General features: G+C 68.8%; 15 protein-coding genes, 3 pseudogenes and 1 riboswitch. Of the genes and pseudogenes, 7 read left to right on the top strand and 11 right to left on the bottom strand.

From position 1 onward, the window contains the following. Position 1: 1 nt before the first annotated feature. Positions 2-68, top strand: a riboswitch (guanidine-III (ykkC-III) riboswitch). Positions 69-80: 12 nt separating this feature from the next. Beyond that, a complete protein-coding gene (locus tag ACIBHX_RS44985) occupies positions 81-959 on the top strand; it encodes an MBL fold metallo-hydrolase (protein WP_397074212.1) in 879 nt (292 codons plus the stop codon). Positions 960-1,115: 156 nt separating this feature from the next. On the opposite strand, the gene ACIBHX_RS44980 is transcribed toward ACIBHX_RS44985, so the two are convergent. Both ACIBHX_RS44980 and ACIBHX_RS44975 read right to left on the bottom strand, forming a co-directional pair. Beyond that, a complete protein-coding gene (locus ACIBHX_RS44980) occupies positions 1,116-1,793 on the bottom strand; it encodes a hypothetical protein (protein WP_397074211.1) in 678 nt (225 codons plus the stop codon). Continuing rightward, a complete protein-coding gene (locus ACIBHX_RS44975; RefSeq protein WP_397074210.1) occupies positions 1,790-2,293 on the bottom strand; it encodes a hypothetical protein in 504 nt (167 codons plus the stop codon). The genes ACIBHX_RS44980 and ACIBHX_RS44975 overlap by 4 nt, the downstream gene beginning before the upstream one ends. A 111-nt stretch (positions 2,294-2,404) precedes the next feature. Here ACIBHX_RS44975 and ACIBHX_RS44970 point away from each other — a divergent pair. Both ACIBHX_RS44970 and ACIBHX_RS44965 read left to right on the top strand, forming a co-directional pair. Then, a pseudogene (locus ACIBHX_RS44970) lies at positions 2,405-3,151 on the top strand (MFS transporter); the annotation flags it as partial. Further along, positions 3,148-3,318 (top strand): annotated as a pseudogene (locus ACIBHX_RS44965) (helix-turn-helix domain-containing protein); the annotation flags it as partial. The pseudogenes ACIBHX_RS44970 and ACIBHX_RS44965, both read left to right, overlap by 4 nt. A 24-nt stretch (positions 3,319-3,342) precedes the next feature. Here the strand turns inward: ACIBHX_RS44965 and ACIBHX_RS44960 are convergent. Continuing rightward, positions 3,343-3,759: an integrase core domain-containing protein gene (locus ACIBHX_RS44960; RefSeq protein WP_397074208.1), complete on the bottom strand. Its 417-nt coding sequence runs from the start codon at positions 3,757-3,759 to the stop codon at positions 3,343-3,345. A gap of 868 nt (positions 3,760-4,627) precedes the next feature. On the opposite strand from ACIBHX_RS44960, the gene ACIBHX_RS44955 reads away from it, so the two are divergent. The 3 genes from ACIBHX_RS44955 (at position 4,628) to ACIBHX_RS44945 (ending at position 8,595) form a co-directional block, all read left to right on the top strand. Further along, positions 4,628-6,793 carry a DUF5054 domain-containing protein gene (locus tag ACIBHX_RS44955; protein ID WP_397074206.1) on the top strand — a complete coding sequence of 722 codons (2,166 nt, stop codon included), beginning with the start codon at positions 4,628-4,630 and terminating at the stop codon, positions 6,791-6,793. 30 nt (positions 6,794-6,823) lie between these two features. Beyond that, positions 6,824-7,792: a LacI family DNA-binding transcriptional regulator gene (locus tag ACIBHX_RS44950; RefSeq protein WP_397074205.1), complete on the top strand. Its 969-nt coding sequence runs from the start codon at positions 6,824-6,826 to the stop codon at positions 7,790-7,792. 353 nt (positions 7,793-8,145) lie between these two features. Next, positions 8,146-8,595: a GNAT family N-acetyltransferase gene (locus ACIBHX_RS44945; RefSeq protein ID WP_397074203.1), complete on the top strand. Its 450-nt coding sequence runs from the start codon at positions 8,146-8,148 to the stop codon at positions 8,593-8,595. Between the two features lie 79 nt (positions 8,596-8,674). On the opposite strand, the gene ACIBHX_RS44940 is transcribed toward ACIBHX_RS44945, so the two are convergent. The 7 genes from ACIBHX_RS44940 to ACIBHX_RS44910 all read right to left on the bottom strand — a co-directional run bounded on the left by ACIBHX_RS44940 (position 8,675) and on the right by ACIBHX_RS44910 (position 18,444). After that, complete coding sequence (locus ACIBHX_RS44940; RefSeq protein WP_214327476.1) at positions 8,675-9,523, bottom strand: family 3 encapsulin nanocompartment shell protein; 849 nt, start codon at positions 9,521-9,523, stop codon at positions 8,675-8,677. 10 nt (positions 9,524-9,533) lie between these two features. Then, a complete protein-coding gene (locus ACIBHX_RS44935) occupies positions 9,534-10,256 on the bottom strand; it encodes a hypothetical protein (protein WP_397074201.1) in 723 nt (240 codons plus the stop codon). Beyond that, positions 10,253-11,236, bottom strand: a complete 984-nt coding sequence (locus ACIBHX_RS44930; RefSeq protein ID WP_214327474.1) for an aldo/keto reductase — start codon at positions 11,234-11,236, stop codon at positions 10,253-10,255. Before ACIBHX_RS44930 ends, ACIBHX_RS44935 begins: the two co-directional genes overlap by 4 nt. 1 nt (position 11,237) lies before the next feature. Next, positions 11,238-14,171: an amino acid adenylation domain-containing protein gene (locus tag ACIBHX_RS44925; protein WP_397074199.1), complete on the bottom strand. Its 2,934-nt coding sequence runs from the start codon at positions 14,169-14,171 to the stop codon at positions 11,238-11,240. Between the two features lie 84 nt (positions 14,172-14,255). Beyond that, positions 14,256-15,362 (bottom strand): NAD(P)/FAD-dependent oxidoreductase, encoded by a 1,107-nt coding sequence (locus ACIBHX_RS44920; RefSeq protein ID WP_397074197.1) that lies wholly within the window; start codon positions 15,360-15,362, stop codon positions 14,256-14,258. Continuing rightward, entirely contained in the window at positions 15,359-16,792 is a 1,434-nt protein-coding gene (locus tag ACIBHX_RS44915) for an MFS transporter (protein ID WP_397074195.1), read from the bottom strand. Before ACIBHX_RS44915 ends, ACIBHX_RS44920 begins: the two co-directional genes overlap by 4 nt. Beyond that, positions 16,792-18,444, bottom strand: coding sequence for an AMP-binding protein (locus ACIBHX_RS44910; protein WP_397074193.1), 1,653 nt, complete (start codon positions 18,442-18,444; stop codon positions 16,792-16,794). The genes ACIBHX_RS44915 and ACIBHX_RS44910 overlap by 1 nt, the downstream gene beginning before the upstream one ends. A 195-nt stretch (positions 18,445-18,639) precedes the next feature. Here ACIBHX_RS44910 and ACIBHX_RS44905 point away from each other — a divergent pair, with 195 nt between their 5' ends. Next, positions 18,640-19,533 carry a RimK family alpha-L-glutamate ligase gene (locus ACIBHX_RS44905; RefSeq protein WP_397074191.1) on the top strand — a complete coding sequence of 298 codons (894 nt, stop codon included), beginning with the start codon at positions 18,640-18,642 and terminating at the stop codon, positions 19,531-19,533. A gap of 70 nt (positions 19,534-19,603) precedes the next feature. Here the strand turns inward: ACIBHX_RS44905 and ACIBHX_RS44900 are convergent. After that, positions 19,604-19,939 (bottom strand): annotated as a pseudogene (locus ACIBHX_RS44900) (aldehyde dehydrogenase family protein); the annotation flags it as partial. Positions 19,940-20,033: the final 94 nt, after the last annotated feature.

Genomic DNA, 20,033 nt, shown 5'->3' with positions numbered 1-20,033 from the left:
CACGGAGGTTCGTAGTGCCTGCCCCGGACGAGATGTGCGCCGTACCCGGCCCGCCAAGACGACGCACTCAAGGAGACGTCATGGGTGCCCGCACCTGCCTGATCGACTTCACCGGAGCGACCCCCCGACCTCGTGCGCTGGACGTCCGGTGGATCCACGGCTCGCCATCGGCCAAGCACAACACCGACCCGGACATCCAGGTCCACGCCTACGACGAGCACACGTTCATCCTCCGGCAGAACATGGCGATCGACTACGAGGCGCCGTTCCTGTTCCTGCTCTTCGGCAACGCCCGGGCGGTGCTGATCGACACCGGAGCCACCGCATCCGCCGAGTTCTTCCCTCTTCGCCAGGTGGTCGACGAGCTCATCGAGTCCTGGCTCGCCCGTCACCCCCGGCACGGGTACCAACTGCTGGTGCTGCATACCCATCCGCATGGTGACCACATCGCCGGCGACGGCCAGTTCACCGATCGTCCCGACACCACCGTGATCGGCGCGGAGCTCGCCACCGCCTGGCCCTACTTCGGATTCGCCGACCACCCCGATGCCCTGGCGCAGATCGACCTCGGAAGCCGGGCGCTGGAGTGTCTGGCCACCCCAGGCCACCACGAAGCGGCTGTCACGTTCTACGACCCATGGACCGGGTTCCTCCTCACCGGCGACACGGTCTACCCCGGCCGCCTCTACATCACGGACTGGCAGGCATTCATCCGGACGATCGATCGCTTGATCGACTTCTGCGACCACCGGAAGGTCACCCACGTACTCGGCTGCCACATCGAGATGACCCGGCAACCGGGCGTGGACTATCCGATCCGCACCGTCTACCAGCCCGACGAGCCCCCACTGCAGATGACCACCGGCCACCTGCGCGACATCCGCGCAGCGCTGAAGGAGATCGGCAACCACCCCAGCCGCCGCGCCTTCCCACTGTTCGTCCTGTGCCCCAGCGCGTGAGCAGCACGAACAAGACCGGGTCCCGCCCCAGTTTCCCAGCCGCGAGGGCCGCAAGCCGACGAGTGGTGCTGCCGGGCGAGATCCGTGTCATTCGCGGCTCGGCCTTCCTCGACCCCCGCGATCCGAACAACGGGCTGGGCAACCTGCGGGTGCCGATTAATCATCCGGCCAGGTCAAGCCACATGTCGGTACTCCTTCAGGACTGCGCCTGCCGAAAAGTCCATCCACGCATTTCAAGCTGCATGTGAGTACTCGTGGAGAACTCCGCCGAGTCGATCCCTTCGGCGTATGTTCAGGTCGGTGATTCGCTCTGTATCCGTGATCGGATTCGGAACGGAGCGTAGCGGCGCCGCTTGAGCCAGGGCGTAGCGCGCTCGGTGCTGGTTGTAGAACCCGTTCGTACTCGCGCAGGGCGTGGCGCAGATGGTGTTCCTTCCACAGCAGACAGCGGTCGAGAAGTTTGCGGCGGCAGAACTGCACCCACCGCTCCATCATGGAGTTCATCCACGGCATCCGGATACCAGTGAACACGGTCTGGATACCGGCCCCGGCGAGGATCTCACCCATCAGGGCCGGGAACTTCCCGTCTCGGTCTCGGATCAGGAAGCGCGCCCGGCAGCCCCCATCTTCCACGTCCATCACGAGATTCTTGATCGCCTGAATGACCCAGGTGGCGGTCGGGTGGGCCGTGGTGCCCAGCACGCGTACGCGCCTGGCGGCATGCTCGATGACCGCCAGGATGTACTGGCGCTGCCCGTTCAGGGTGACGGCCTCGATGACATCGCAGGCCAGCAGCGCGCCGGCTTGCGAGCGCAGGAAGTCCGCCCACGTCACCGACGACGTTCAGGGGACGGATCTACGCCTTCCTGCTGGAGGATCTCCCACACGGTGGAGGGCGCGACCTTGATGCCGAGGGTGGCCAGCTCGCCGTGCACGCGCCGGTAACCCCACGAGGGGTTCTCCCGGACCAGACGCAGAATGAGCACGCGGATGGACCGGACGGTGGGCGGGCGACCAGGCCGTCTCCTCTGACAAGTGCGAGCGTGACGCCGCTTCAACTGATCACGGTGCCAGCGCAGGATGGTGTCCAGACGCACCAGGAGCCGCAGCCGGCACAGGACCTCGCGGGGCAGCGATGTCAGGAGCGCGGCGAGGAAGGCGCGATCCTCGGGAGCGAACTTCACTTTGGTGTCCGTGCCGAGCTGCCGTTCAAGAACGGTGATCTGGTGGCGCAGGGCAAGGATCTTGGCGTCCTTGTCTCGATCCCCCATCGGCAGCAGCCGCAGCGCGGCAAAGGCGTTCGTGACCGTGAGGTAGGCAAGGCGGAGAAGCACGAGCGATCATTTTGCCGCGATTCGGCCCCTTTCGAGAGCCAGAGCGGACGCACCTCAGGAGTCGCGGGACAAGCCATATGACCTGCACGGATGACATTATCGGCAGGCGCAGTCCCCGCGGGCACACTGCTCGGCACCGCAATGGGGTGGCGGGCCACGTTCTGGGCCATCGCGCTGCTGTGCGTTCCCGCAGCAGTCGGCATCCTCACCGGGATCCGCCTCCCCACGGAGCCAGGGTCCGACGGTGGCAAATCACTGGCCCTCGAACTGGCCCAGCTCCGAGCGCCCCGTTTGCTCATGGCGATGCTCCTCGGAGCGCTGGTCAACGGCGGCACCTTCGCCGCATTCACCTTCCTCGCACCCGTTGTGACCGAGACCGCTGGATTGGATGAGGTGTGGGTGCCGCTTGCCCTTGTGCTGTTCGGCATTGGATCTTTCGTCGGAGTGACTGCCGCCGGGCATCTCTCCGACCGGCACCCCTGGGTGACTCTCGGGGTGGCCGCTCCCGTCCTGCTACTGGGGTGGCTGGCTCTCGCACTGCTCGCGGCGCACCCCGTACCGCTACTGATCTTGGTCTTCGTCCAGGGGGCCTTGGCGTTCGCAGTGGGAAGCACTCTGATCGCACGGGTCCTCTACACGGCGTCCGAAGCGCCCACAATGGGGGGTTCCTATGCAACCGCCGCGCTCAACATCGGGGCCGCGGCGGGTCCGGCAGTCGGGGCGGTGGCTCTGTCGGATTCCGGTGATCTGGGGCCGGTGTGGGTGGCCGCTGCCCTGACCGGATTCGCTTTGCTCATGTTGCTGCCCTCGCTGCGCCTGATCGCACCGCGGGACCGGAGTGTCGAGGTCGTCAGGTGACTCATGCGAATGCTCCGCTGAGTGTCGAAGGCCGTCGTCGGCTCATCAACCGGTGCCGAACTCGGCCGATCGCTCACGTCGCCGCAGAGATGGGCATCTCGCGTGCCTGTGGTTCGAAGTGGGTCAACCGATGGCGACGGCACGGTGAGGCCGGGCTCCTCGACCGTGTGGGTGCCAAGAACTCGGCCGCCCTATGCGACCTGCGCGTATTCGTGGATCAGCCCGCCGAGGCGGTCACGTCGGATGACCCTGATGTCATCCTCGACCGGGTCGGGAAGGGCTCGCAGCGGGGCGGCCTGCCCCAGGGAGCGATGTGGGCGATGCTCATTGAAGTAGGTCTCGTAGGCAGCCAGCACGCGTCGTAAATGGCGGGCGTTGACGATAAGGATCCGATCGAGGAGTTCTCGGCGCAGGCCGCCGATCCAACGTTCGGCGAACGCGTTGGCGGAGCCCGAGGTGGACTCTTGAGAATGCGGATGCCTGCGGCCGTGAAGACTTCGTCGAACATCGCGGTGAACTTGGTATCCCGATCGCGGATGAGGAACCTGAACCCCTCCGCCCTGTCTCTCAGTTCGATCATCAGGTTCCTGGCCTGCTGCGCAAGCCACGGCCCGGTCGGATGCCCGGTGACACCGAGGACGTGCACCCGGCGGCTGCCGATCTCCATGACGACCAGGCAATACAGGCGTTGGAACAGCACAGTGTCGCAGTGGAAGAAGTCACATGCCAAGATCCCTTCGGCCTGAGCACGCAGGAACTCACTCCAGGTTGGTCCCGCGCGTCGCGGCGCCGGGTCGATGCCTTCCTTCTTCAAGATCAGCCACACCGTGGAGGCCCCCACCCGGCAGCCCAGAGAGGCGAGCTCCCCAGCGATCCGCCGGTAACCCCACAGCGGATTCTCCCGAGCCAAACGAAGTACCAAGGCCCGGACGGAGGCGCGGATGGGAGATCGGCCCTGGCTGCCGCGCTTGAAGGTCCAGCGCCGCCGCACCAGATCCGCGTGCCAGCGCAGCAGCGTGCCCGGCGTCACGAACAACTGCCGACGACCGGCTGGAGATAGCAGACGCGCCAACGCGCTGATCACCGCCCGATCGGCCCACGACGGCAGAGGCCTTGCCACCTGCCGACGCAACACCGCGAGTTGATGACGAAGGACCAGAATCTCCGCATCCTTCAACCTCTGCGAGCGACCCAGCAGCACCACCCAACCCCGCGAGCCGAACCAAGATCAGATAAACCAGCTGCAACGCCATGAACAGCGATCATGCCCACCAGCGCGGAAACGCCAAACCCCAGATCAGCCCGCCGGCCGAGTTTCGGGCACCCACAAGCGTCGGGACTTTTCCGGAGACTTCACCCAAAGTGGGGTGCCGTGAACGTTCACGGCTCGTGCACAATGACCAGGCGGCAACAGTGCCGTCCAGGTGGACTTTCGGCATCGGTGCCGACCGTGACCGCGGCGATAAAGGAGACCTCATGCTGGTGGATCGATGGCGAACGCAGGCGCAGACCGACGAATCCCAGGCCGCACGGGCCACCTTCTCCAAGATCCACGTGGTCTTCAAGACTCACCTCGACGTCGGGTTCACCGACCTTGAAGTGAACGTGCTCCGGCGGTATCGCGACGAGTTCATTCCCGGCGCCATCCGTCTTGCGAACGACCTTGCCGACCGCTTCGGCCGCCCGGAGTTCGTCTGGACGACCGGGGCTTGGCTGATCACGCACGCGCTGCGTGACGGCACTGCGGCGCAGCGCGCCGAACTCGACCGAGCCATCCGTGACGGGCTCGTGTCGTGGCACGCCTATCCGGTCACGACCCAGACCGAGCTGATGTCGCGCAGCCTGCTCGACCACTGTATGACCTATTCCGCCCGGCTCGACGCCGAGTACGGCCGCGTCACGACGTCCGCGAAGATGACGGATGTCCCGGGCCACACGATCGGCTTGGTGCCGGCGCTCGTGGCCGCCGGCGTGAACTACCTGCACATCGGCGTGAACGGGGCCTCGCCGGTGCCGGATGTGCCGGAGCACGCGGTCTGGCGGGCACCCGACGGCAGCGAGGTCGTGCTCTCGTACGACCCCGAGTACGGCTCAGACCCCGAGCTCGCGACGGTGCGGCCGGTACCCGGCTCCACCGAAGGGCTGTTCTTCTCGTTCACCAACGACAACCACGGGCCGCCGCGCGAAGATGAGGTGCTGACGCTGCTCGCGCGCCTGCGCGAGCGGTACCCCGAGGCCGAGGTCGTGGCATCCGACCTGAACGGATTCGGCCAGGCCGCCTGGGCGGCACGCGCCAACCTGCCGGTCATCACGCAGGAGATCGGCGACTCGTGGATCTACGGTATGGCGGCCGACCCGATCACGACGGGCGCGCTGAAGCGCCTCGGCCGGCTCCGCGAGGGATGGCTCGCCGACGGCAGACTGAAGCTCGGCAGCGCGCCCGAGCGCGCCCTCGCCGAGCAGCTGATGCTCGTCGCCGAGCACACCTGCGGGTACGACCACAAGCACTACATGCCCGACTACGTGTCGTACGACAAGCAGGTGTTCCGCCAGCAGCGCGAGCGCGATGTGATCGTGCTCGACGAGACGATCCCGCTGACACTCGGCTACACACGGTGGATGAGTCCCGTTCTCGATGAGCCCTACCGGTACTCTGGCGCGATCGCCGCGTTCGACGAGAAGCGCGCCAACGCGCTCGACTCGGTGCGGGCGCTGCCCGAGCCGCTGCGCGCGGTGGCCGCGTCCGAGCTCGACCAGTCGGTGCCCGCCGCCCCTGCCGGCGCCGTGGCAGCGGATGGCACGGTCGGCGCCGGCCGGGTGCGAGCCCAGCTCGGAGGCGACGGGTCGCTCGTCAGCCTCGTGCTCGACGGGCGGGAGGTGCTCGCCGACACGGGTGCCGCGGAGGGGGCATCACGCACGTTGGGTGCCTACGAGTACTGGACGTACGGCGCTGCCGACGTGCAGCGCTGGCTGGACGACTACGTGCGTGACCCGTATCGCAACGGCATCTGGGCGTTCCCCGATATGGGCAAGCCCGGATTGGACTTGCTCCGGCCGGTGCCGACGACGCGCCGGTTCCTGCCGAGCGTCGTCGACACGGTCACGTGGCAGGGCTCGGGGGCGCTGCACGTCCGCAGCCGACTGCGGCTGGCCGACGAGGCATCCGAGCACGCGGGCGCCCCGCGCCAGATCACCCTGGAGCACGCGATCACCCCGCTAGACGAGCCGCGCGCGGTGACCGTGCGCACGACGCTCTGGATCGGCGACAAGGACGCGTTCTATGCCCCGGAGTCGTCGTGGCTCCGGTTCGATCCCGCCGCCCGCACGCCGAGCCGGTGGCGGCTGCAGAAGGCGGGCGTGCCGGTCGACCCCGCCGATGTCGTCTGGAACGGCGGGCGCACCTGGCACGCCATCGAGCTCGCCCGGTACGCCGACGCGTCGGACGAGATCACGATCGAACCGATGGATGCCCCGGTGGTGAGCCTCGGGCGCCCACGCATGTACGAGTTCGACAACGACCCGGGCGACACCGCCACCGGGTTCGCGTTCACGCTGCACAACAACGCGTGGGGCACGAACTTCCGCCCGTGGTTCGAGGACGATGCCCGGTTCGAGTTCGTGACGGTGCTGCGTCGATCCTGACGACCGCGGTTCGGCCGGTACGCTGCTCGTGTGCCCAGCAGAAACGTCACGATCAACGATGTCGCCGCTGCGGCCGGGGTGTCGCGGCAGACGGTGACGCGCGCCATGAACGAGATGGCCGACATCGCGCCGGAGACGCGGAAGCGGGTGCTCAACGCGGCCGAACAGCTCGGCTACCGGCCGAGCCGGTTCGCGAGCAACCTCGCGCGGCAGAAGCACCGCTCGATCGGCATCGTGGTCGAGTCGCTGCGCAATCCGTACTACACGGACCTGGCGGCCGACATCATGGATGTCGCGACCGAGCGAGGCTGGCAGTCCACGATCGCGACGACGATCGGGCAGGACGTGGACGAGGTCGTGCGTGGGCTCGCGATGCACGTCGACGCGATCGTCGGCTACCTGCCGGTGCCGGACGAGCTGCTGCAGGCCGCGGCGCCCGGGCTGCCGATCGTGCGGATCGATGCCGACCCGTCGACCAGGTACATGCACGCGATCGACCTCGACTTCGCCGAGGGCTTGCGGAAGTTGATCGGCGAAGCGCGGGTGCGCGGCTCGAGGCGGTTCGCCATGATCGACAGTGTTGCGCCCGGGACGGCCCGGAGCTCGCCGCGTCGTGGCCTGCTGAACGAGATCGTCGACCTGGAGCACGTCGAGAACAGCGGGTTGACGATCGAGGATGGCGCGCGGGCGCTGATCCGGCTCCGGGAGGCGGCGCCCGAGGCCGACACGGTGATCGCGTTCAACGACCTGATCGGGATCGGTGCGATCGTCGGGGCGCACCGGATCGGGTTGGCGGTCCCCGGCGACATCCGGATCATCGGCATCGACGGGCTGTCGCTCGGCGAGATCATGGATCCGCCGCTGTCGACGCTCGCGATCGACCGCCCGGCGATCGCGCGGGCGGTCGCCGAACTGATCGCTGCCGACTTCGGCGGCACCGGTGGTGGCGTTCGGCGGGTGTCGATCGTGCCGCGGCCGGTGTGGCGGACTTCTGCCTGATCACCGCCCTGCCCCGTCATCGACACTGACCGCGGGATCGGGTCCGGGATACGTTTCCGTGAACGTTCACGGCCCGCGAGCGGCCACCAGGGAACGATGTCGATCATCCAGCCCATTGAGGCCTCCGTGCGGGAGCTCTGGTCGAGCCTCAATACCTCGAGGCGGTCGAACCGGCCGAGGGCACTGCGCCTGCCGAAAATTACGTCCATGCACGTCAAGCAGGCCTTGCCTCGCATCCGCGATCGACTGCGATTCATCCACCATAATGATCAACACTGGAATAACCCCAGCTCACCGTGTGCGGACGAATTTTCGGCACTTACAGGCTGGCCGGGAGTTGGAGGTCGCCAGGTTTGCCCGTCACCTACCTCAACGGATCGCTCCTGGCGGAGCGCAAGACCATGTGGGCCACCAGGCTCACCCCCGAGTCCGCGGCCGGGACCGGCTCGTACCTCGTGGTCGTGGTGGAGGACGCGATCCTGCACGGGGTCGCCTACCGCTCCTGCAGCCTGACGGCCGGATCCTGCCGGACAACCCTGCACGTGCTCCCCGCCCGCAAACGGTCGGGCATCGGCCGTCAGCTCATGCGGCACGCCTTCACCTGGGCGGCCACGCATCACCCAGGCAAGGCCGTCTACCTGGAGGTGCTGCGCGACAACGCGCCGGCCGTCGCGTTCTACGAGCGAAACGGCGGCCGGCTCACCCGGGAGTTCATGGAACGCTTTCCCGCGGGCTTTGAGTTGCCCGTCGTCGAGTACGCCTGGGCCCCAGACGCCATCCGAGTGGAGCCTGGCGGCGGCTGAACGCGGGCGACCGGGGCGGGCGGCGTCCTCCACCGGCCCACCCCGGCCTCCAAACACGAGCGAGAGACGGTCAGGTGGGCTACGCGGGTACGACGTGGAAGAAGTGGGTCGGCAGGTGGACCGCGACGCCTTCGTAGATCTCCGCGCAGACCGCCACGCCAGGGGCGGCGAAGGTGCCCGCCGGGGGCTCTGCCACCTTGATGACCGAGCGCCCCGCGTCCAGGAGCTGGGCGGCGACCGCGAAGTCGCCGACCAGGGCGCAACCCGGCTCGACCATGCGGGTCCGGCTGATCACGGTGCCGTTGCGGGCCAGATCTTCCAGCAGGCTGCCCGCGCCGACCATGTGGGTGTAGTAGTCGCGGGGGTTGACCACCATGGCGTGCGCCGTGGCGCCCGTCTGCTCGATCTCGTCGCAGGCCGCGAGCACGCCGTCGACGTAGGTGTGCCGGTAGGGCAGCTTGGCCACCTCGGGGTGGCTGAGCACGCCCTTCTCGCCGATGGTCAGCGCCTGGTTCTCGGCGGTCGCGAGCCGTACCAGCAGGCGGTAGTCGAGGAAGCGGGCCAGGCCCTCCTCGTCGTCGGCCAGCTCGTCGGGAATCTGCACCCAGCCCCTGATCGGAGCGACGCCGAACTCGGCCATACCGAACTTGAAGGCGGCCTCGCGGCGCAGCCCGGACTCGTGGACCTGAGCCGCCTCGTCGGGGGTGGAACGCGACTCGCACCAGATCCTCACGGTGTCCGTGTCGATCAGGCGCTTCTTGAACAGGTTGCGCACCGTCACCCGAGGCCGGTCCTGGGTGGGCTTGAAGGCGTCGGTGATGGTGAAGTCGAACTGCACCTCCGCGCTGTCCCGCTCCTTGAGGTAGGCGCGGGCGAAGAGCTCTCCGGGCGAGAGCTCGGGCTCGGTGTGCTGTGCCGTGTCCGTCATGGCGGTCCCTTCAGACAAGAGCGTGCTCGACCAGGCGGTCGTAGTAGGGGCGGTGGTGGTCGTAGTAGGAGCGCAGCCGCTCGTCGTTGTCGACGGTGGCCGTGTACTCCTTGGCCGGTGCGCTGAATCCCGAGCTGCTGATCGCGTCCAGGTGCCAGCGCCGGGTCCTGTGCCATTCGGTGCGGTCCTCGGGCACCCACTCCAGCGCGTCCGGCAGGTACGGCAGGCCGACGGCCTCGCAGTAGGCGGCGACCGTCTCGGCAGGCCGGGCCAGCAGGCTCTCGGCCCGGATGACGACGGGACGGTCTCCGGTCGCCTGCCAGGCCAGCTCGAACAGGTCGGACTGGTGCTCGTAGCCGATCTCGTGGCAGGCGACCTCGGGCTTGATCAGGTAGTGCGAGGCGATGGCCTTGGCCGGGTCGCGGACGATGAAGGTGTGCCGGAACCCGGCGATCTCCTCGGGGTGGTCGAACAGGTACTGGTGGCGGTATTCGAGGGTGTCCTTGAAGAACACCGGGCGGTCCGCCCCCAGCTTGGCGAGGTGCGCGAGGACCCCTGACGGGCTGTGCAGCGTGACGGCGTCGCCGTCGAGCCCCGGGATCTGCACCTCGTTCCAGTCGGTGAGCGTGACCAGTGGCTCGTGGACCACGGTGACGTCACCGCGTTCGATCATCATCCGCAGGAAGGCGGTGGAGACCGCCCGCGGATGCGCCCACATCGCGATCACGGTCACATCGACCACCAGGTCGGCTCACGGTCCCAGCGGTGCGCCCGCAGTTCCTGGAGCAGCTGGGGGTCGAGCGGCGTCCCGTCCGAGACCGCCACGTTGGCCCGCACGTGCTCCGGCCTCCGCATGCCGGGGATGACGGTGCTGACCGCCGGGTGGTGCAGGATGAACCGCAGCGCCAGCTCGGGCATGGTCATGCCGTCGGGGACCACCTTGGCCAGCCGCTCCGCCCTGTCCACGGTCGGGCCGAGGTTCTCCGGCCCGAAGTAGGTGGCCCGCCAGTCCCCCTCGGGGAAGACGGTGTCGGCGGTGAGCTTGCCGGTGAGGCCGCCCTCGTCGAAGGGCACCCTGGCGATGATGGCGATGTCGTCGCGCAGGGCCCGTTCGAACAGCTCGTCCTCGGGCGCCTGGTCGAAGATGTTGTAGATGACCTGGATGACGTCCACGAGCCCGGTGTCGATGGCGCTCAGGCAGTTGGCCGGCTCCCAGCGGTTGACGCTCAGGCCGAACGCCTCGATCAGGCCCTCGTCCTTCAGCTCCGCGACCACCTGCTGCCACCGCTCGTCAGCGGTCCACCTGTCCTCCCAAACGTGGAACTGCAGCAGGTCGATACGGTCGACGCCGAGGTTCTCCAGGCTGAGCTGGACGTACTCCCTGACGTGGTCGGCGGGGAAGACGTCGTCGAGGGTGTCGGTCGGGCGGGGCGGCCACTCCCTGTTCTTGGGCGGGACCTTGGTGGCGATCTTCAGCCCGGCGCCCGGGTGGTCCTTGAGCAGGCGGCCGAGCAGTTGCTCGCTGACGCCTCTGCCGTACACCCAGGCCGTGTCGAAGAAGGTGCAGCCCAGCTCGACCGCCAGGTCCAGGCATCGGGGCGCGACGTCGTAGTCCCATCCGGTGAACCCGCCGGGACCACCGCCGATGCCCCACATTCCATAGCCGATCTCACTGACCTGCCAGCCAAGGCGGCCCATCTTCCGGTATTGCATGTCAATTTCCCTTCAGCGAAGTCTTCAGTGAAGTGAGGTAGGCATCGATCGCGGCGTCGAGCGGTCCCTCGTCGAGAGCGGAATCGCGGACGAACAGGGCAGGGTTGTCGACCAGCAGGTCCGCCAGGTCGGTGCCCGTCAGCATCGCGCGCAACGTGTGGAGCTCGGGGTCGCCTTCCAGGGCCGCCATGAACTCGGCGGCGGGCACCTCCCGCACCGGCAGCAGGCCGGCGAGGTCCACGCTTTCCTGGCGGAACACGTGGAAGGTGCCGGTCGGTCCGGTCAGGCCTGCCACCAGCCGGGCGGCCACCTCGTCCACCGGCGAGTAGTCAGTGAGCATCGGCACGTCCGGGCGGGTGCCCAGCCGTTGGAAGGCCGTGAGCAGCAGGTGGGTGAGGGCACGCGGGTTGGGCACGCCGTTGTCGGCGGCCGGCATCACCTCGCCGAGCCGGTAGACGGTGATGGCCGCGCCCTGGTCCCTGGCCTCCCAGAGCATGCGTTCGGCCACCCACTTGGAGCGGCTGTAGCCGCTGCGCGGGGGGATGGCCTCGCTCGGGTCGAAGTCCTCGGGGAGGGGCAGGCCGACGGCCGCCGCGTGCCGGTCGAGTACACCCAGGGTGGAGACGTGGTGCAGCGGCTTGGCCGTGCCGTGGGCGGCGAAGCGTAGCACCTCATGCGTCCCCAGCACGTTGGCAGGGCGGTGGGCGCGGTAGTCGAACAGGAAGTTCACCAGGGCGCCGATGTGCATCACCGCGTCGCACCTGGCCGCCAGTGCCTCCCACTCCTGGATGTCCAGGCCGAACCAGGGCTTGGACAGGTCACCGGCCATCGCGTCCAGCCGCTCGTCGATCCCGGGATCCCATAACCGCTGGCCACCGAGCGCGTCTATCACCCGGTGCCGAGCATGCTCGTGGTCCGCGGCCCTGGTCAGGCAGATCACCCGCAGGTCGGTGGCCGACAGCAGCTGGTGGACGACCCGGGCGCCGACGAATCCGGTGGCGCCGGTGACCAGGACGGCGCGCAGGGGCCCGGGGGTGGCGGCGTTGATCTCGATGTCCGCGGGCAGCCGGGAGTCGCGGTCCATCAGCTCGGCCTCGTCGAGCTCGTCGAGCTCCGCGGACCCGGCCTGCTCCGCCATGTCGCGCACCCGTCTGGCGAGCGCGGCCGGGGTTCTGAGCTCGTAGAGGTCCTGCACACCCACCCGCACGTCCACGACCCCGCGCAGCCCGAGCACCGCGGTCAGCGCGGTCAGCGAATCGCCTCCGCTGGCCAGGAAGTCGTCATGGACGCCGAAGTCGGCCAGGCCGAGCACGCTCCGCAGGACTTCGGCGATCCGTTCGTCGACGGCCCCGCCCGCCGTCGGCAGCGTGCCGCTGTCGAGCTGCTCTTCCACCAGCGTCTGGATCGCGCGGAGGTCGACCTTGCCGTTGTCGTTGAGCGGCAGGTCCGGCAGTACAACACAGTGGTGCGGCATGCTGGTCCGCGGCAGCTGGGTGGCCAGGTGCTCGCGAAGCGCCGCCGGGGTCACCTCGGCGCTGGCCGCGGCGGCCAGGACGAGCCGGGTGCGGGTGCCCTGCCGTACGGCGACGGCCTTGGCCTGCCTGACTCCCGGATAGCCGGCCGCGGCCGCCTCGACCTCGCCCAGCTCGATGCGCACCCCGTCGACCTTGACCTGCCTGTCGGCCCTGCCGGAGAAGCGCAGCAGGTCCGCCTCGTCGTACCAGCCCAGGTCGCCCGTCAGATACAGCTTGTCGCCGGGGATCTCGGCGAACGGGTTGTCGACGAACACCGTGTCGGTCCGCTCGCGATCCCCCAGGTAGCCGATGCCCAGGCAGGCACCGCCGATGACGATCTCACCGATCTCGCCGGGTGGCAGCAGGCCCAGTTCCTTGTCGACCACGATCGCGTAGCAGTTGTCGATGGGCCGCCCGAGCGGGATATGGTCGCCGTCGGCGAAGTCGATGGGGTGGAAGACCATGCCGATCGAGGCCTCCGACGGGCCGTACCCGTTGGAGACCCGCAGACCGGGGATGAGGGTCCTGAGCCGGTGTACGGCATGCGGGCCGACTTCCTCACCGCCCACGACCAGGTGCCGCAGCGAGGTGACCTTGGCTACGGCCTCGGGCTCGCTGTCCAGCAGGGCCACCATCATGGCGAGCGTGGCGGGCACGAAGTCGGTGATGGTCACCCGGTGCTCGGCGATGGTGGCGACTGTGCGCTCCAGGTCCAGGAACTCGCCCTGTTCGGGGACGACGGCGTGTCCGCCGGTGGTCAGCGGCCACAGCAGCTGCCAGATGGCCGAGTCGAAGGTGTGCCTGCTGTTCTGCAGCACCACCTCTTCCCCGTCGGCGTGGAAGTAGCGCGACATGAACCTGAACCGGTTGGTCAGACCGCGGTGGATGTTGAGCGCGCACTTGGGGGTCCCGGTCGTGCCGGAGGTGAAGACCCCGTAGGCCACCTCGTCCGGTCCGGGCTCGATCGCCACGCGGTGGGGCGAGGGCATCACGCGGTCCGCCGCGACGGGATGGTGGCCGTCGCCGAGGACCAGCCGGGGGGAGATCACGGCCAGCGCGGCCCGCGTCCGCTCGGCGGGCCAGGCCGGGTCGCAGGGCACGAAGGCGGCGCCGAGCTTGAGCAGCGCCAGCATGGACAGCGGCAGTTCCAGGCTGTTGACCAGCAGCAGCGGGATGACGTCGCCGCGCCGGACACCGGCCTCGGCGAGCTCCGCGGCCAGACCGTTGGCCAGGTCGTCCAGCTCGCGGTAGCTGAGTGTGGTCGCTCGATAGGACAGGGCCGGACGGTCGGGAGTGCGATCAACCTGCTCCTCGAAGAGCCTCGTCACGGGGCGGTAGCGGCCGTGGTCGACCTGGTTGCCCGCCAGGCCGTTGAGCACCCGGGTGCGGGTGATTTTGTCCAGATTTGGAAGGGTCCACATGATTTCCGACATGCTTGTCCGATCTCTTGGCCCCATGGGGTTAGTGGGGCGACTTCGGCACCGGCTTTACCGGTGCCCGCTGGATCAGGAGGTCCTGACGGGTGATGCGGGGACGAGCGCCGGAGCGCAGGCCGCGAGTTCCCGCGGCGGCGCGCCGGTGACCAGCGCGGACAGCAGCTGTCCGGCCGCCGGGGCGACCTGGATGCCGTATCCGCTGAGAGCGGCGAGCCAGAAGAAACCCGGGTCGTCGGGCGCCTCGCCGATTATGGGCACGTCATGGGCGACCGAGCTGCGCAGCCCGGCCCAGCGATGGGTGATACGTGTCACCTTGATGGTGGTTGCTTCCTCGAATCTGGCGATGGCGAGCGCGACGTCCAGGTCGTCGGGGCGGGGGTCGCCCGGGGGCATCGGCGTGGCGTCTGCGGGTGAGAGCAGCAGCCCGCCCGACTCCGGCTTGGCGTAGAAGGTCCCGGCCACGTCGGTGACCATCGGCCACGACGCCACCGCCGCCGCGTCGTGGCCGGCCGGCGCGGGAACCAGCGCTGCCGTACGGCGCAGCGACCGGAGACCGATCGGGGCGATCCCGGCCAGGTCCGCGACCTCGTCGGCCCACGCCCCGGCGGCGTTCACCACGTAGGGAGTGGTGAAGTCGTCGGCGGCCGTCTCGACACGCCAGCCACCGGGAACCCGCTCGATCGCCCGCACCTGCGCACCGGTCACGACCCGGCCGCCGCGCCGCCGGATCCCGGCCAGGAATCCCTGGTGGGCCGCCGCCACGTCCAGGTCGCAGGCCCGCGGCCTGAGCAGCGCCCGGTCGTGGTATCCCGGCCGCAGCACTGGGCACATCGCCTGCGACTCGGCCGTGCTCACCTCGACGGCGCCCTCGGCCACCGCCTGGTCGAACTCCTCGTCCGCCCCGGGTGGCACCAGCACGAGCGCGCCACGCGGGCTCAGCAGGGGGGCGTCCCCGAATCCCGGGGGCGGGGTCTCGTAGAAGTCCCGGCTGGCCGCGGTCAGCGCGCGTACCTCGGGGCCTCCGTAGTACTCGGAGAACCAGGCGGCGGAGCGTCCCGTCGCGTGGATCCCGGGGATCGGCTCGCCTTCGAGCACGGTGACCCGGCCGTGCTGGGCGAGGAAGTAGCCGGCGGACGCTCCGGCGATGCCACCCCCGATGACGACGAACTCGTTCATGATCTCCCACGCGGTAAGGTCAGCGCCGCGACGAGCAGCGCGAGCAGCACGATTCCCGCCGCGACGGCGAACCCGCGCCCCGCGCCCACGGCTAGCGCGTGGTCGGCGAGCGAGCGGCTGGCCGGTTTGGGACCTGTGATCGCGGACGCCGCCGCCCAGGCCACGGTTCCCAGGACCGCCAGGCCGGTGGCGCCGCCGACCTGCCTGGCCGCACTGAAGACCCCCGAGGCGGTGCCCGAGTCCTCGGCCGGCACCCGCGACATGGCCGACAGGGTGAGCGGCACCCCCGTGAGCCCGAGCCCCGCGTAGGTGAGGACCGTGGGGACGAGCATCCCGGTGAGGTAGCCGCTGGAGTCACCGATCTGCGACAGCCAGGCCATGCCGGCCGCCGCGCTCAGCAGGCCGCCGATCACCAGGTTGCGCACCCCCGTCTTGGCGACCAGCCGTGAGCTGAGCCGCGCGCCGTACACCAGCAGGCCGGTCAGCGGCACGTAGACCACCGCGGTCTGCAGCGGGGTGTAGCCCCAGACCTGCTGCAGGAAGAGCGTGAGGAAGAAGAAGATGCCGAACATGGCGGTGCTGCTGAGGATCTGCACGATGTAGGTGCCGGCCCTGACCCGGTCGATGAAGATCCTTAAGGGGACCAGCGCGTGCGGGTTGCGCCGCTCGCTTGCCACGAAGGCGGCGATCAGCAGCACCGCCGCCCCCAGCGTGACCAGCACGTCGGTGTCGGCCCAGTGGGTGGTGCCTGTCTGGTCGGTGGCCGCGTTGATCAGGCCGTACACCAGCAGGGTGACCCCGGCGGTGCCGGTGAGGGCGCCCGCCAGGTCGAACCGGCCGCGCACGCGCTCGGTCTCGGTCAGCACCCGCATCGCGGCGATGACGATGAACACCCCGAAGGGGACGTTCACGAACATCACCCAGCGCCACGACAGGTACGTGGTGATCACGCCGCCCGCGAGCAGCCCCACCCCGCCACCGGCCGTGGCCACCGCCGAGTAGATCCCGACCGCGCGATCCCGCTCGGGCCCTTCAGGGAACGTGGTCGCGATCAGCGACAGCGCCGCGGGCGAGGCCGCCGCGGCCCCCACTCCCTGTACGGCACGGCAGACCAGCAGCCACCAAGGCGTGGTCGCCAGCCCGCCGAGCAGGGACGCGACGGTGAACAGGGCGAGACCGGCGACGAACATCCGCCTGCGGCCCAGGATGTCACCGGCGCGCCCGCCCAGCAGCAGGAGTCCGCCGAAGGCGAGCGAGTAGCCGGTGACCACCCACTCCAGGCCTGAGCCTGAGAACCCGAGGGACCCCTTGATGCTGGGCAGGGCCACGTTCACGACGGTCGCGTCCAGCAGGAACATGAGCTGGGCGATCGATATGGTCCACAGGGCGAGGGTGCGTGAGCGCCGTCCCTCCGCGAGGTCCTGGGTCATTATCGGGGCGAGGCAGCGATCTCGAGCCGCTCGCGCAGCGGCTGCCGCAGGACCTTGCCCAGTGAGTTCTTGGGCAGTTGCCAGACGAACTGGAGGCGGTCGGGCCACAGCACCTTGGCCATCTTCTCGGCGGCCAGGTGCTCGCGTAGGTCCTCCAGGCTGGGCGGCGGGCCGTCGGACACCACCACGGCGCAGACCAGGTCGGCACCGGGCACGGCGGGGTCCGGATAGCCGACCAGGACGACCTCGGAGACCGCCAGGTGGCGCAGCAGGACCGCCTCGACCTCCAGCGTGGAGACCTTCTGGCCGCTGGCCCTGGTGATGAGGTCGACCCTGCGCCCGGTGATCCGGATGCCGCCGCGGCCGTCCTCCCTGGCCAGGTCGCCCGTGTCGAACCAGCCCTCGGCGTCCAGGCAGTTCTCGTACAGCTCGCGCTGGCCCAGGTAGCCCAGGCACTGGGAGGCGCCGCGGACCAGGAGCTTGCCCGCCCCTTCCTCGGCCTCGGCGTCGGGGACGACCTTGATCTCCATCCACGGCATGGAACGCCCGTCGCTGTGCGCGGCCCAGCCCTCGGGGTCGTCCGGCCTGGTGACGGTGACGCCGCCGTTCTCGGTCATGCCCCACAGGGCGTGCAGCGGGATGTCGAACACCTCGCGGACGTCGCTGATCAGCTGCGGCTGGATCGGCGCCGAGCCCGACACGATCCGGTTGAGGCTGGCGGCGTCCCGCGGGTTCTTGCGCTGGCCGGCCAGGAGTTTCACCAGGTAGCCAGGCGCGCAGTAGGCCCAGCTGATCCGGTGGGCGGCGATCAGGTCGAGCAGCAGCTCCATGTCGGTGTTGGTGTCCTGCATCACGCAGGTGCCGCCCAGGTGCAGCGGCATGTAGACCGCGTAGCTCATCCCCGCCATGTGGGTCAGGTAGTTGGGGATCGAGATGACGTCGTCCTCGGTCAGCCCGTACGGCTCGGACACCGCCCTGACCGCCGCGTAGACGGTGTTCTGGCTGTGCACGACGGCCTTCATCGTGCCCGTGGTGCCCGAGGTGTACAGCAGCAGCGCCGGGTCGTCGGGGCCGAGCGGCACCACGTCGCCGGGGTCGCCGGGGTCGCGGTCGGTGCGGACGAAGAACTCTTCGAAGTCGATGGCGCCGGTGGCCGCGGCGTCGCCCACCACGACTCGGTGCTCAAGGGTCTCCGGTGCGGCCTCCACCAGGCGGCCCGCGAAGTCGACGCCGTCGAAGGAGTCGATGGTCACGGCGACCTTGGCGGAGCTGGCCCGCAGGACGTGGGCGAGTTCGCGCCCGCCGAGCACCGGGATGACCGGCGAGCTCACCGCACCGATCCGGTTGCAGGCGAGGTAGAGCGGGGTGAGCATCCACAGGTTCGGCAGATAGAGCACGACCACGTCACCGGGCCCGACACCGAGTTCGCGCAGTGCTCCCGCGAAGCGCGCAACGGTGTCCGCCAGCTCGGCGTAGGTCAGGGTCTTGGCCGGTTCCCCACCCTCATAACTGATGATCGCCGGATGGTTCGGACGCCGCTCCGCGGCACCGGCGAGATCATCGAGAAACGTGGACTCCCGCCACCAGCCAGCCGCGCGGTAACGGGCTGCGGTTTGCGGGTCAGGGGTCGCCAAAGTCTCCCAGATGGGCATTTTGCACGCATCTTCCGGTCTAGATCATTCTCGACGACCGAAACCTAGTCCTAAACCCGGCCAAGAAGACATCTCTTGACATTTCCGTTATGTGCAGTCAGTGACTGCCTAAATAACCCGGTTTGACATGTAACGGCCGGGGGTCCACGCTCGTCGATCACACACCTGTCACGGACTGCTCGGGGAAGGGTCATCGTGAAGATCGGCGTGCTCGGCTGGGACTACGGGGAGATGGATCCAGACGCTCCAGCCCTGGTGGAGACCGGCAAGGAGCGAGGGCACGAGATGTCCCTGTTCACGCTGGAAGAGCTCGCCTTCACCCCGGGAACAACGGGTGGCCTGAACGTCACGGTGGGTGATCAGCCGGCCGAATCCTTCGACGCCATCATCTCCAGGGCCAAGCTTTATGGCGAGGACTGGCAGGACCGCGTGGAGCGGTTGACCGTACTGAGTAATGTCCCTGGCCTGCGTATGTTCGACCCCGCTGACGTGTGGGTACGCGGATACAGCAAATTCCTCACCGCGCAGAAACTGGCCGAGGCCGGCCTGCCGACCCCGCCTGTCCGCTCGGCCGACACCGCCGCCGATATCGAAAGAGCATGGGAGGAATGGGGCGACATCATCGTCAAACCATCCTTCGGCTACCGCGGCGTCGACGTCGAGCGCATCACCGATTTCCGCACGCAGACGGACGTGGCCAACGACCTGCTCGCCAGGTACGGCAGGCTCGTGTGCCAGCCGTTCTACCCGACCCAGTACGGCGAATACCGCATCACCGTCGCCGGTGAGGTCGCGCCCATCAACATGCTGAAGTTGCCCGCCGCCGGGTCGTGGCGATGCAAGACCCTGGAGGGGGCGAGCTTCGAGTCCTTCGACGCGCCGCCCGAGCTCATGGAGCTGGCGCTGCGGGCGAGCAGGGTCATGGGGATCACGCTGGCGGGCCTCGACGTCCTGCCGACAGCGGACGGCTACATGATCCTCGAGGTCAACCCGATCCCGGGGTTTCTCAACATCTTCGGCGCCGAGCGGCACAAGCAGACGCTCAACGGCGTCTTCGACTGGGTGGAGAAGCAGGTCTCCCAGTCGTAAACCTGCGTCAACCTGCTTCGGCGGCTGATGGCGCCCGGACGGAACGTGCAGCCGGGCGCTTTCCCGCGTGTCAGCCGAGGCGGGCGATCGACTTGTGTTCCACGTACGCCTCCAAGCCCTCGCGGCCGAGGCCGCTGGCCTTGAAACCGCCGAACGGGGCGTTGAGCTCGCTGTTGTAGTAGTTCACGCCCAGCGTTCCGGTGCGGATGCGGCTCGCGACCTCGACGCCGTGGTCGACGTCGGCGGTCCAGACACTGCCCGCGAGGCCGTAGTCGCTGTCGTTGGCGATGCGGATCGCCTCCTCCTCGTCGTCGAACGGGATCACGCCGATGACCGGGCCGAAGATCTCCTCGCGGGCGATGCGCATGGAGTTGTCCATCCCGACGAAGACCGTCGGCTCTACGTACCTGTAGGACTCTGCTGGTTAACTCGGATGGGTGGCTCCGGTTCATGATCTGATGGTGCCTGTCCTGATCATGAACGGTGTGGCAGCAGTCGTC

The sequence above is a fragment of the Nonomuraea sp. NPDC050536 genome, assembly GCF_044457685.1.
Classification (GTDB): Bacteria; Actinomycetota; Actinomycetes; order Streptosporangiales; family Streptosporangiaceae; genus Nonomuraea.
The sequence above is the reverse complement of the archived record's forward strand: the minus strand, read 5'-3'. Positions and strand labels throughout refer to the sequence as shown.